The sequence below is a fragment of the Psychrobacter sp. BF1 genome, from assembly GCF_019279065.1.
Lineage (GTDB): Bacteria > Pseudomonadota > Gammaproteobacteria > Pseudomonadales > Moraxellaceae > Psychrobacter > Psychrobacter urativorans.
Map to the genome: position 1 here is coordinate 14,226 of NZ_JAGYWV010000019.1, position 13,861 is coordinate 28,086.

9 protein-coding genes and 1 pseudogene are annotated in these 13,861 nt (G+C 36.5%); 5 read left to right on the forward strand and 5 right to left on the reverse strand.

Annotation, left to right across the window (positions count from 1 at the left end; all coding sequences use genetic code 11):
* Nucleotides 1-79: 79 nt before the first annotated feature.
* Nucleotides 80-382: a BrxA family protein gene (locus KZA12_RS14110; protein ID WP_256932997.1), complete on the forward strand. Its 303-nt coding sequence runs from the start codon at nucleotides 80-82 to the stop codon at nucleotides 380-382.
* A gap of 568 nt (nucleotides 383-950) precedes the next feature.
* Here the strand turns inward: KZA12_RS14110 and KZA12_RS15090 are convergent.
* From KZA12_RS15090 to KZA12_RS14135, 5 genes and pseudogenes are all read right to left on the reverse strand, one after another.
* Nucleotides 951-1,439, reverse strand: a pseudogene (locus KZA12_RS15090) (LysR substrate-binding domain-containing protein); the annotation flags it as partial.
* A 354-nt stretch (nucleotides 1,440-1,793) separates the two neighbouring features.
* Nucleotides 1,794-2,243: a surface-adhesin E family protein gene (locus KZA12_RS14120; protein ID WP_218690668.1), complete on the reverse strand. Its 450-nt coding sequence runs from the start codon at nucleotides 2,241-2,243 to the stop codon at nucleotides 1,794-1,796.
* Nucleotides 2,244-2,543: 300 nt separating this feature from the next.
* Nucleotides 2,544-4,562: an SH3 domain-containing protein gene (locus KZA12_RS14125; RefSeq protein WP_218690669.1), complete on the reverse strand. Its 2,019-nt coding sequence runs from the start codon at nucleotides 4,560-4,562 to the stop codon at nucleotides 2,544-2,546.
* A gap of 126 nt (nucleotides 4,563-4,688) precedes the next feature.
* Nucleotides 4,689-6,116: a lytic murein transglycosylase gene (locus KZA12_RS14130; protein WP_218690670.1), complete on the reverse strand. Its 1,428-nt coding sequence runs from the start codon at nucleotides 6,114-6,116 to the stop codon at nucleotides 4,689-4,691.
* A 489-nt stretch (nucleotides 6,117-6,605) separates the two neighbouring features.
* Complete coding sequence (locus KZA12_RS14135) at nucleotides 6,606-7,568, reverse strand: IS30 family transposase (RefSeq protein ID WP_218690671.1); 963 nt, start codon at nucleotides 7,566-7,568, stop codon at nucleotides 6,606-6,608.
* Nucleotides 7,569-7,849: 281 nt separating this feature from the next.
* Between KZA12_RS14135 and KZA12_RS14140 the strand changes: the two genes are divergently transcribed.
* From KZA12_RS14140 to KZA12_RS14155, 4 genes are read left to right on the forward strand one after another with little or no spacing between them, the layout of a single operon-like run.
* On the forward strand, nucleotides 7,850-9,466 hold the full coding sequence (locus KZA12_RS14140) for a hypothetical protein (protein ID WP_218690672.1): 1,617 nt from the start codon (nucleotides 7,850-7,852) through the stop codon (nucleotides 9,464-9,466).
* A gap of 20 nt (nucleotides 9,467-9,486) precedes the next feature.
* Nucleotides 9,487-10,518, forward strand: a complete 1,032-nt coding sequence (locus KZA12_RS14145) for a hypothetical protein (RefSeq protein WP_218690673.1) — start codon at nucleotides 9,487-9,489, stop codon at nucleotides 10,516-10,518.
* Nucleotides 10,519-10,557: 39 nt separating this feature from the next.
* Nucleotides 10,558-13,080, forward strand: coding sequence for an Hsp70 family protein (locus tag KZA12_RS14150; protein ID WP_218690674.1), 2,523 nt, complete (start codon nucleotides 10,558-10,560; stop codon nucleotides 13,078-13,080).
* Nucleotides 13,081-13,084: 4 nt separating this feature from the next.
* Entirely contained in the window at nucleotides 13,085-13,774 is a 690-nt protein-coding gene (locus tag KZA12_RS14155; RefSeq protein WP_218690675.1) for a hypothetical protein, read from the forward strand.
* The last annotated feature ends 87 nt before the right edge of the window (nucleotides 13,775-13,861 follow it).

The window sequence follows — 13,861 nt, forward strand, 5'->3', positions numbered from 1 at the left end:
ACTGATCTTATTGGAGGCAGTTAATCAAATCACTGATAGTGCTAGGCGTGCAGTAGATATATAAGCCTATCTAGGCGACCTGATTGGGGGCAGTCTACTACTTACAAAAACGAGAGTTATCGCAGAGGCGCTTCTTAAAAAGTTACCTGAAGATGAGTTGAAAGCTTTGATAGTAGAGCATAATATTCTACAGAAGAAGTCTGATAAAACATCTAGCCGCTATGCGAGTGCGATCCGAAAGCGGATTGAGGGCTTGGGGGATGAGTTCATGCAGTGGTTGTGGTCTGCTACAGATATAGCTTATATTCAATTGCTATTGATTGCTGTAATCACTGCATACTTGCCCAAAGTGAGCGATTGCTGCTTCCCTTGCCAGCGATAGGCACACCCTGTTGTGCTTGTTTGAGGATATTGACGATTTAATTGTCAGTAAAGCATATCTTCTTCATAGTATTCTCCTGCTGGTAATTTAGCCCTTCATCTTTACTTTGAAGTGTTCTTATCTATCTGGAGCAGTACCTACTAAACAACAATTGAGTTTCAGTTTTGTATTGTTAGCAAAGACCTTCGACATATTTGAATAAAATCTAAACAATAAAAAAGGCTTACAAATTAATGTAAACCTTTTTAGGTACTGCTAATATGGTGGGCCCAGTAGGACTTGAACCTACGACCAAAGGATTATGAGTCCTTGTTTTTACAACAACAATACACAATAAATGGCGATAAGTAGCTGCAATTATTGGCTGTAAGCCTTTTATATTATACGATTGGGTTAAAATCTAAATATACCTATCAACAAGTAGATATGCCTATCAATAAATCTAGAGTATCAAAATAGTATCAAAATGGATAGTCTTAGCAGATCTTTGAAAAGTAAGAGTATACAAATGGAACTTTCAAATGATTGGCAATAAAGGATATATCTTTCGTTCAATGTATGAAGAAAGTCAATAGCTAGGTGCTTCTGTTTTTACATATGTATTTCCCAAAAGCAAGTCAATGGCCTTAGTATTTTTATAGTAGTTATTTTCCTTATACACTTTTAGGAGAGTGTTCAAAGCTTTGGATTTTTCAAAGTGTCGCATTATGATTATGATTGTAGATGTTATATGAAGGTCATCAAGAGGGATATAACAGGTTTCATCTTTACGAACATGAGCTACAGTATGGGGTACGATTGTTAATCCTTCTCCGGTAGTAACTAAACCTAATGCGACTTGTAGCTCTCGAACTTCTTTAGAGTTACTTTGGTGAACTTTACGTTCATCAAATATATCAAGGACTTGATCAATAAAACTAGGTCGCGGCTCTTTAGCGAATAAAAGTAATGGTTCATGTTCTAAATATAAAAGTGAAATGCTTTTATGGTTTTTCTTGGCTAGAGAGTGATTTATAGGAAGTGCGGCGACAAGCCTTTCTTCTCTTAATACAGTTCCATCAAACCTCGACTTTCACAAAGCCACCTGATAAGTATTATTACTAATGTTTAATATAGGATTAATGACCACTGACGTAGAAGGGCAGATGTGTAATGTTTACATGTCTTACTTAATGTTAGAGGTTTTTATAGTGCGCTAAGTTGTTTGGCCTTTCATTCAGTTATCGCGGGTCTCCAAAGTTTTTGGCCAACTCATCATCCACCCAGTCAGGATCAATAATTAATAACTAGATCTTACGTGCGTATTGATTGATAGTTAACCACTCTGCCTTTTCATCAGTGTAAATCACAGAACATAGCAATCTTCTCAGGTATTGTAAATGACATTGCGACATCTATAGTGATTACAAAATCAGAAATTACAAACAAAATCTGCTTCTAACTTGCTTGCTGTTCCAGGCGAAAGAGGCTCAAAGAAATTACTTTTTGATCCAGAATATCTAACACTTCCATCTAGATTGTAACTAGTGAAATATGTAGTTTTAACTCTCATTGGATTGCTTTTACAATCGTAAGAATTAAAAACTATAAAATAAATTTTATCTTCGATGGCTATTCTTTTGGAAAGCACTTGTTTGTACTCACCTTGTACTGATATTGATTCTATATCAACGTAAACATACCTTTTCTGCTCAAGGTCTGAATGAACTTGTACCCAATTTGAAGCATTAGCATAAGTGAATAAAAAACCAGAAAATAGTATTACAGCCAATTTTTTCAAAAAAACCTCACAAAAATAGTTAAAGTTATTTGCAAGTATAGAATATAGCATTACCGCTGCAAATAGCCTAAAATTATCCACTTAAGGTACGCCTATAAGTACACTGATATCGACCATAAAATACAATACCTACTAAGATCAGCAATTTAAATACTTATCTTAGTACTCACTACAGGCAACTAACCGTAATCATCCCAACTATAAGACACTTATTCAATAGAATTAAGCTACGTGATTTAGTTTCTGTATCGCCGTAAAGCCGCCATTGCCATTGGCTCTGACAATGGCAAATAATTACTAATAGCTTAATCAAATACAGTCTGTGTAACCAAAATCCTTTAAGTTAGTTTCTACGCTATTGGTAGTATGTATCGGGAAGTACTAGAACCATGAGTTATACTTATCATAATCACTTGTATTAGAATCAGACGACGATGCATTCGGTACATGATTGTCTGAAAGCTCAGGCCGTCTTATCTTAGCAGGTTCAGGTTCAGGAGCAGTTTCAGGAGCAGTTTCAGTTTCAGTTTCAGGTTCAGGAGCAGTTTCAGGAGCAGTTTCAGTTTCAGTTTCAGGTTCGTAGTAGGGCTCAGGTTCGTAGTAAGGCTCTAATAATGATTCTGCAACCCAAGCTACTTCTCCACTAGTCAACTGAAAGCCCATCCATCTGCCTATGGATTCATCATAAGTTCCAAGATACATATATGGACAGACCATCTCACCTTTTTGTATGACACCAATAACACTATTATCATTTGTGTTTGCACTATTCCGAACATTTACACCAGCAGAAGCAACTATATATTCAACTTCATTATTTCTCACGCCACATCTTGAGTAAAGAATATCTCGTGGGTATTTAGAAAGTGTCAGGCTTGACATCCAACCCATAGTTCCTCCGTTGCTAGCCACATTAATCCAAGTAATACCCCCATCTTCAATTAATGGTGAGTCAGTTTGAGTTAATTTAGTATTGTATTCGAGTTTCATTACAACAGGAGAGTTTAAGCTTGGTCTTTGTCTTAGGTTCGCCTCATCCGAAATCACATATAAAAATTGGTCTGTTAGTTTAGGAGGGTTTACTTCTTCAACTTCATTATATGCTGCTGTACGCTCATAGGTACCTGCATCCGATATTTCCTGTTGTGCATTGTAAAGGTCTTCTGCGTCATTTTCTGTACTTGAATCAAAGTCAGTGGTTGCTAGTACTATGATGAATCCTATGAGCAAAAGAAAAATAATGATTGCTAGTTTAGATTGCCCTTGACTCCACCAGCTGGCTTTTACATCCGTATTAAGATCATTAGGTGTATTATTCGTATTTATATATACAGGACTATGATTGGTATCATTCTCTCTATTTTGATGTTGTATATTTGGCTGAGATGTAATGGTCTTTAAGTTGGGAGTAGGCTGAAGCCCATGACTTTTCTCACTAACAAGTAAAGTAAGGGTGTTTTCCCATAATTGTGGAGTAGGTCTTCTATCTTTAGAGTTGATGTCGAATGCTAGATAGAATAAAGATTTTAATTTATGGTTAATGTTATCGAAGCCCTGATGTTCAGGTGGCATCGAGCTAATATGGCTGCTACCTCTACCATGAACAAAAAGATTGTTTTCGACTTTCTCATCGAGAGTGACTAAGTGGGCATAAGGGGGATTGAAAATTGCAGAGTAAGGATGAGCTCTAAATATTATTTCATAAATAATAACTGATAAAGGAAATCTTTCTTGTGATTCATTATGTATATTCGTACTTATATTTATACCTAGTGCCTCAGGAGGTGTATACCCTGAGATATTTTTTGAGTCAAAGCGAGTGATTTCATGAGTTTTATTATTGTTTTCTAGAATTAAATCACATTCGATCAAGGAAATTCGACCATCATTAGTTACCATGATATTCGTAGGAAAAAGGTCTGTAAAAATGTATCGGTTTGTCTCATTAATAGAACGTATTGTTTGGCAGATATTTATACATGTCTTTAATCTTAACTCGTAGCTAGCTAGTGTATTCTCTTCAAAAGCTTGCCACGTAGTATTATATTGCTTTGCGCTATTAAAAATAACATCTAGAGATAGACTGCCATCTAGTGCCAATGGCATTAAGTAGCCCGCAAAGACATCGTTTTCATCATAGACACAATGTGATGGCCAGCATATCTTTGAGTCATTGCTAACATCGGTCTGCGGTTGGTGATTGACCATATACTCAATTTTCGGTTGTACATTCATGCTTTGATAGGTTCTTGAAAACTTTTTGAAGACTAAACCCTTAAGCTCAGAGGTAGATGATGGCTTAATATTATATAGCTCACCGTTAAAGCTTTTACTTACGAGAGCAGTCGTTTGAAAGCTGGCATGTAATCCATTCTGGTCTTTAATATAAAATGATGTCATAAATTAAGTCTTAATTATTTAGGTTCTATTAAAGTTAAAGTGCTTGAAATATAAATAGGTAAACCTTAAAGTTCATTAAAATATAGAGCTTGTTCAAATCTGCTATTTAAAAAATATTTTCTACACTTATGGCTTATCTCGAGCTTGATAAAACTTAAATATAAGTAAGCCTAAGAGTAAAACATATAAGATTAATGCAAGTATTATGTATTTACTGCTTACTTTACTTTTTGATTTAATTTTAGATTCTGCATTAATAGTGGCGCTATTTTGCTTTGGTGTATTCTTAAAGTTTAAATGACCTTTTTCTTCAAAATAATCATATATTTTTTGGCCAGCACGACCATCAGCGTTTAAATTGTTCTCAGTTTGATAGTCTTTGATGGCAATGTGAGTTTTACTCCCTATTAACCCATCTACCTCTCCAATATCGTAGCCTAAAGAAATTAAAGCTCTCTGGATATCTCTACTTTGCAGTCTGGTGATGCCAGGATCATTAGTAGGCCACGGGGTATTGTAGTTAACATCTAAACTTTCTTTTTCTATTAAGTCAGATAAATGAGCGATAGCTAGAGCATAGCTTTCAGAAGCATTGTAGCTATAAAACGTGTCAAAGTTTTTGCCTACTAAAAAGGCGGGGCCTTCCAGACCTGATGGTATTAATAGTGCTAACTTGTCTATTCCATCCGGAAGCGGAGATCCATTAGCTAATTTAAAACCATTATCACGCCAAAAATTTAAATATTTTTTATTTCTTCGATCAGACTTAGCATTAAAGTTGAGAGGTAGTTTGACTTCGTACCCCCAAGTTTGATGACTTCTATATCCTGAATTTTTAAGAAAGTTAGCGGTTGATGCTAGAGCATCTGCTCGGCTATTCACCAAATCTTTTTTGCCATCACCATCAAAATCATGCGCTAGATGGAGATAAGTTGAAGGCATAAATTGTGTTTGTCCAAATGCCCCCGCCCATGATCCCATCATGTCACTAGCATCTAAATCACCGTTCTGAATGATTAGTAGTGCACTTGAGAACTCTTTACGAAAAAACTGTTGTCGACGACCGAAGCATGACAGTGTTGATAAAGACGTTAAAATATTTTTTTGTCCTAAACTTTGACCATAGTTAGACTCAATTCCCCAAACTGCCAATACGTCTGTTTTTTTAACCCCATACTGCTGTTCAATTTCTGATAGCGTAGGATAAAGCTTATGTTTTAAATTAATTCCAGTGCTTACCCGTTCAGCGTCAACCAAAGCCGCATGATAATCCCATGGTTCTTTATTAAACTCCGGTTGGTAATTTAAAGAGTCTAAAACTGTAAAATCGGCTTGAAGAGGTCTATAAATATCAAAAGTAGTATCTGTTATTTTTGAGAAATCTTGAGTTTTTTGGATATTGTCCAGACATGTTTGAAATAATTGTTCATCATTCAGTTTAGGTTCTTGTTCTCTTATTTCACCATGGCTCAAGCTCGATAATAGCAATATAAATGAGGGGTACAGTATTATCTTTAATACTTCGAAATTCTTATTTATAGTTTTTAAAGACATATCTATACCGTTATATTTATATGAAGTAATAAGTGGGTTGAGAACACAGCTATTAGTAAATAAATGACTATTTATTAGAGTTAATACACCATATTTACTAATTTCTTGGAATTACTCGCTTAAATTAGCGTGCAAATAATCAACGCCATATCTTTCTTTACTATGAGTGACTATAAGAAGTAGCTCACAATAATTAGGTTACGGTATACCTGTTGATGACTGGTTTGGTACTTGGTGCGATCATAGTATCTGAATGGCTTAGTACTATAGATCTTACATATTCTAGCAATGCTAAATTAAGTTTTTTAGCCGACAATAAACACCTATCCATCTGACTATTTTATTAAAGTGTGGCATGGCATTCTTTAGGACATCTCGTTATTTTTTAGCAAGTTTAAGTTGGTTTTTAAGAGGATTATCTTTTTTGAAGATTGCTATTAATTCTCGGTTGTATGACTGAGTTTTCCTGTGGTTTTTAGTTTCTTAGATTCAACATTGAAGTGCAACGCACCCGAAGCTAGATTTTACCTCAAGCGGTGTTCTAAACCCTAGCACCTTTCTAGGTCGATTATTTAAACTGTCTTCAATCGACTGAACTAAGTGCCTGCATAGGTTATCTAGACGCATCGACTTAGGTAGAAACTGACGAATTAAACCATTGGTATTCTCATTCGTTCCGCGCTCCCAAGAATGATAAGGCTGAGCGAAGTAAATATCAGCCTTTAACGCGGTTGCCATCGCTTCATGGTCAGCAAACTCTTTACCGTTGTCAAAGGTGATGCTTAACGCCTGCTCACCTTTTAGCATGTCAATACAAGCTTGTGTGACAGCTTTTGCCTTACGATTGGGTAGCGCTTTGATCTTAGTTTCTCGAGTCGTTCTATCTACTAAAGTAACCAGAACACCTTGATGTCCATGACCAACCACCGTATCCCCTTCATAATCGCCCATACGACTGCGTGTCTCAATGATGCTAGGACGCTCAGTGATATCACAGCGGTTCGCTATTTTCCCGCGCCTATCATTGCCGTGCAGATACCGTCTCTTATAACGCTTTTGACATCTGAGGGTGGTGTGTAGATCACCCCCTGCCTTTTTGTCAGTATAGATGTGTTGGTATATCGATTCATGGCTTGGGACATCTTGCCAACCCAGCATCCTCAGTCGCCCTGTTATCTGTTCAGGGGAGTAGTGTTTGCTGAGTAGATGCTCAATATAGCACCAGCCAAAGCGACTAATCTGTGTGCTATTCTTAACTTTGCGCGCTTTTGTCAAACGATGGGCTTGTTTGGGACGATAACCCCTTTGTCCCAGGTTTCGCCTTATCTCTCGACTCACCGTTGATTTATGACAGCCAATAATTCTAGCTATTTCACTGAGACTCTTTTTAGCTTGCAATAGCGCTGATATTTGATATCTTTGCTCTTGGGTAAGATGTGTATAGTGTTTCATAACGTTCTGATATGTAGGAGTTGAAGTTTGAAATGCAACACGGCACATCTTACTCTTCAACTCATTCTTTTAAAACGTTGCATTTCTTATTTGAATCTAGGTTTTATTATCTGATGGAAAACGCTATTTATCTTCTTTACTCTAAAGATTCTCTGCTTAAAGGATTTTTTCTATAGTTAAAGTATCGTTTAAATTCAGTATAGCTATTCTTTTAAAATGATACAAATGATAACATAGGGTTAATATTTTAAAAACAATAGAATTTTTCAAGGCTGACAAAAGTGGATAAAGTTTTTAATAATCCTTATAGGGTTTTAGGCTTAGTAAGCCCCATAACTAGTAAAGAGCTAGCTAAAAGAACAAGCGATTTGGAAACTTTTGTTGACTTTGGTAAGGTCAAAGACTATCCGCTTGATATGAGTGCTAGCAATAACCTGCCTATAAGAGCATTAGAGTCTATAAAGGATGCCGCTCGAAACCTCGAAAGTGATAACGACAGAGTTTCTAATGCACTATTTTGGTTCTACCAATATGATACGGTTGACGAAATTGCTTTTGAAGCTATAGAAAATAATAATTATCGTAAAGCGTATGAGTTATGGGACTCACATATACTCTCTAGCTCGAACCCTAAGTTCTCGTGGCTTATAAACGCTAATGTCATATCGTTATTTGAGCTTAAGTCGTCAGGTTTTGTTTATGGAAAGCTCTATGAAGTTATTGAGCGTTATGGCTCAATTATCAAAGAACTGGATAAGGTTAAAACTAATGCCTTACAGTCTAATAAGAATATTGTAGATAATAGCTCCATCAGTAAAACGATGATCGACAGTCTTGTTGAGTATGCTTCAAGTATGGAGGGTAGTGTTCTTGAGTTATTAGGGGCGTTCTCAGGTTATGCTGAAGATATGAAGGATTATGCTGAATCTAAAATTATTAATCCCTATATAACTGAAATTCAGGATGTAGTTGATGAAGTTGAGCGCGGCTTAACTGAAGAAGAAAGCTGGGCTGTTTACGGTTTGGTTTATAAATTAAAAGATAAGGAATCCTTAGTTCGCGAATTAGATCTTTATTGTAATAATTATAAAGTTCAAAGAGTAGTTAATGACTATGCTGATACGGCTAAGAGGTGCTCAGTTTTTGCCAACAATGAGCTGGAAGAGTCTGGGTTTGCTAAAGACATAATTGATTGGGCTCATGAGTTACCAGCTTACGGTGAAGTGAAAAGTAATATTGCAGATAATAAAAATAAGTTAGAGGAGATAATAGAGGAAGAATCTGTCAATAAGATTTTTATAAATATATTTGCCTATCTAGAAAAAGAGATTTATTCAATTGCTGATGCTGAGTGGTTACTGAATAAGATGGTCGCTGAGCTAAATGTTATTACCGTACAAAGTGCTAAAGAAGAAGAGCTATTCAGAAGTTTAGCAGGAGCATGTGCTTTTAAACTAATTGGTAAGATTTTAGAAGTCTATAAAGATACTTTTGAGGAGTTTAAAGAGCAGCCAGACCTAGATAAGTTAAATGCCACTATTGATAAGTGCTATAACTTGATGTCGAAAATACAAAGAGAGTTCTTATATATTGATATAGATTATGAAACAGAAGAATCTATTAAAAAGGCGTATGCCCATATAAGTAGTGAGAGATCAGATTTACAGCAGGCAGTAAAAAAAGCAGGTAGTAAAAATTACCTTCCAGTGGTTGCTACTCAGGATAAACCAATAATTGGCGGTGCTCTTTATACGATAAGTAATATGACTGGCATGAACTCCACCTATCTTAGAGTTGGATATGTCATAGCAGCGCTATTTACAGGATTTTGGCCACTTATCGTCTTATATGCAGTAATGACAATTATCAAAAGCTTTATTGAAAATAATGCAAAGTAAAATAATTAAAGGCAGCTGTAATGAAAAAGACCATTTTATCCGCTTTAATATGTAGTAGCTTTTTTATTGTAAATTCCACCTCATCATTTGGTGCTGATCAACAAAATGATACCAGTAAAGACATTGCTGCTATACAAAAGACCATAGTTCTACAGCAGCAAAAAATTAGTGATATACAGTCTAGCAATGAGAAGCTACTTAGCGCTCTCGAGAAACAAGGTGCTGACTATAAAGTAGAAAGTAAAGAGAGGCTTGAACAACTATCTAAGCTTAAAATAGCATTAGAAGACGTTAATACTAAGCTTGATAATACCAATCAATCTATCTATGCACTAGAGAATAAAACAAAAGTATCTGAGCAAAACTTAAAAAAGGATGTTGATAGTTTAAGCGCAGTTACAGCAGAAAGAACCTCTGACTTAGATAACAAACTCACTAACAACTCATTGCTAGGCTTGTTAGGTTTACTAGGTCTACTTGGAATCTTGGGTGGGGTTTATTGGTATTTGAGAAAGCAGCACAATCAAGAAAACGCAGGGTTAGTCAATAAGGTACAGTCTGCGCTTGAAGGTGTAAAAAAAGCGGAAGAAAATATCGTCCAATCTGATGCCCAATTAATCACACAGCTTCATGAGGTTTTGGCACAGGTAAAATTAGAACATACTCATTTGGCTGAGGCTGCAGCCATAACGGCTAGCACCTATCTGGTTTCAGATAGTGAGGATAATATCGATCATGGTCTGGCTATTAAGCTTGCAGATGAGATTCATCGCATGCGCAGACGGATAGCTGCGCTACCAGAAGATACCAAAGGGCTCAAATCTCTGAGCAAGTCTCTTGAGAGGTTAGAGAACGAGCTTGAAGATAATGGTTATGAGGTGATTGATTATCTGGGTATAGATTATACTGAAAATATGTCTGTCCAAGCACGTATCATACCTAGTGATGATATGGAAGAAGAGCGTAGTCTTATAACTAAAGTAATTTACCCACAAATTAACTACAAAGAAAAATTAATTCGAATGGCTGATGTTGAAGTAAGTGTTGGTTAGAATAAAATTCAATGAATAATAAAATATGGGAATGTAGATATGCGTCAAAAAGTAGATTTTGGTATTGATTTGGGTACAACCAACTCTGCGATTGCAGTCATGCAAGATGGAGAGGCAGTAATTATTAAAGCTGATGATACACATATGGATACTACATCTTCATGTGTGTATTACAATAAAAAGCAAACGGCTTTTTTAGGTTTAGCAGGAAAGCAGGGTATTGATAGAGATTTAAAAAAGAGTTATGCAAGACGAGTAGCAACGCAACCTAATGGTTATCAAGAATTTAAACGTAATATGGGTACCGATTATCTTTATGTGTCAGAACATATGAGAGATAGCTATACACCTGAATATTTATCAGCTGAAGTGCTTAAAAAGTTAAAAGGCTATGTCAGAGGTGAAAACGTAGATGCAGCGGTGATTACAGTACCTGCTATGTTTGAGCAAAGTCAGTTGGACGCTACGCAGCGCGCTGCTGAGCTGGCAGGATTCAGCTATTGTGAGCTACTACAAGAACCTATTGCAGCATCCATTGCTTATGGTATCAAGGCAAGTAGTCAATCAGGCTATTGGTTAGTATTTGACTTTGGTGGCGGTACTTTTGATGCGGCATTAATGCATACGGAAGATGGCATCATGAAAGTAATTGACTCAGATGGTAATAACCATCTTGGTGGAAAAGATCTAGATAATATTATTATTGAAGAGTTATTGATTCCACAGCTTCAAAGTCAATACAATATGAATGACACAATAGCTGATCCTAGTATTAAGTCCTTACTCAAAGGAGCTCTCAAAGAGTATGCAGAAGAAGCAAAAATAGCTTTATCAGGTAAAAGCCAATGGAGTCATCTTATAGAAGATTTAGGTGAGGATGATAGTGGTACAGAAATTGATGAATTTGATATCACCATTACCTTAGATCAATATGAAAAAGTAGTTACTCCGATATTCCAGCAAGCCATTGATATCACAAAGTACTTAGTTAAACGTAATAACTTAGAACTCAGCGACTTAAGCTCGCTTATCCTAGTAGGTGGTCCAACGTTCCAACAAACGCTACGCCGTATGTTAGTAGAACAAGTCACAGATAAGATCGATACCAGCATAGATCCTATGACGGCCGTTGCAAGGGGCGCGACCTTATTTGCTTCAACCAAAGATATTCCTAGAGAGCTGCAAAAGCGTGACACTAAAAAGGCTCAGCTTATCTTAAAGTATCCTGAGACTACTGTTGAAACCGCCGAACACTTGGGTATTAAGATTGATAGAGATGCCTCAGAATCTACATTGCCAGAGACATTCAATTTAGAGGTGCTACGTACTGATGGTGCTTGGTCTTCAGGTAGTTTAGTGATAGATAATGACGTTGAAATTATTGAATTGCAGTTAAACACGGGCAAAACCAACCACTTTGAGCTAAAGCTATCGAGTAGTGATGGTACGATAATTCCTTGTCAGCCAAGTACCATTACTATTATTCAAGGTCTGAAAATAGCCAATGCGACATTACCTTATAATATTGGTATTGAAGTTTACGATACTTTGGTAGCCAAACAAGGTGTTTGGCCGCTGGCGGGACTAGAGAAAAACAAAACACTGCCAGCGAAAGGTAAAGGCACGTATAAAACGATGCAGGATGTCCGTCCAGGAGTGGAAGAGGACATTATAACCATTCCAATCTATGAAATTAACTTTGATAAAGAAGGTTCAAGGGCTATTTTTAATAAGCGCTTTGGTGAAATTATTGTTTCGGGTAAGGACTTGCCTGGATTTTTACCTTCAGGTAGCGATGTAGAGATTACACTTAATATTGACTCTTCACGTCGCGCAAAGTTTGAGGCTTACTTTCCATCATTGGATGAAACCTATGAGAAACAGGTAGCTTCAGAAATTAAAATAGATATATCTACCAGTCAATTGAAGCGTGAGATTAATGAGGCGCGCACAGTAGCGCAGAAATTATCATATTCAGGTAATAAAGATGCCGATAAGAGAGTGCAAGAGCTTGATGATGCCGAGCGATTACTTGATGAGCGTAGTGATGATCGTGATACCAAAGAGAAAGTTAAAACAAGTTTGACTAAAACATTAATTGAATTAGACGAATATCAAGAACAAGGAGCTTGGCCTAAAGCAGAGCTTGATCTTGAAGATGCTATTGAAGATTTGCGTGAGATTAATAATGAAAAAGGGAATGCTCAGTTTAGTGGTTTATTAACTGAGTTTGAAGCACAAGCCCGCCAGATTATATCCAAACAAGATGCGCGAAGTGCTGCAAAACTTACAGAAGAAGTTAGAAGTGCTGCATTTAGCTTACATCGTCAAGATCCTGCTTTCTGGGTTGGTATGCTAGAGTATATGGATTATGGGTTTGACGATATTCAGTGGACTGATCGTGATGCTGCGTTTAGAGGTATCCAACATGCGAAACGTTTATTGCAAACAAACCCTTCTCTTGACCAGTTGCAAGATGCTGTTGTAACCATTATGGGGCTAATGAAACCTGAAAGTAGGGCTGAAATGAATAACGTTGACACTAGTCTGTTGCGTAAGTAATGAGATGAATAATTCAGCATTTATTCGTGGCGATTTGATTGATAGTAAGTATCACGTCGACTTTTTTCTATATAAAGATGAAATAACTGAAACATATAGAGTTAAAACCAATAAAAATGAGCTTAAGTATCTTAAGCTCATTAAGTCTGAGTGTACGTCTATTTTGGAAGTAGAAGCTCTAAAAGAAGCACTAGACTTGATAAATAAAAATAGCCACCAAAGTATTCTGACCTGCTCTGAGTTGCAAGCTTTACGCGTAGAAGGGCAATTCCAGTATTACTTTATACATGATTTCGTTCATGGGGAGTCTTTAAAACAGCGATTAGATAGAGAAATTAGTATAGCTGTATATGATGCGTGCAAAATTATAAGAGCAAGCTTTGATGTACTATCAAATGCTGGCATGCATTCTACTCAAGTTTTAACCCCAAATGATATTTTTATAAATTACTTGGATGAAAAGGGGAGTGTGTCTATATTTCCTTTAGATTTAAACTGCTATATAAAACACACAGAGCCATCGATACTTCGCTATTCATTGGCTTATCAAAGTAGAGACGCGGAACATAATACGAACTATTCACTAGCAACTTTGCTGTATAGGTGTCTGTTTGGTTTTTTACCTTGGCAGTATGATATTGAATGGAAAGCTACCGGTGTTTGTCAACATAGTTGTCACCAATTTACCAACTAAGCAACTCTCATTTCATCAATTGATTTCGGTTCTTTTAACGGGTTCAATGTCGTTGGAGGGACGGGCGTACAATTTCTCACTTCGCGC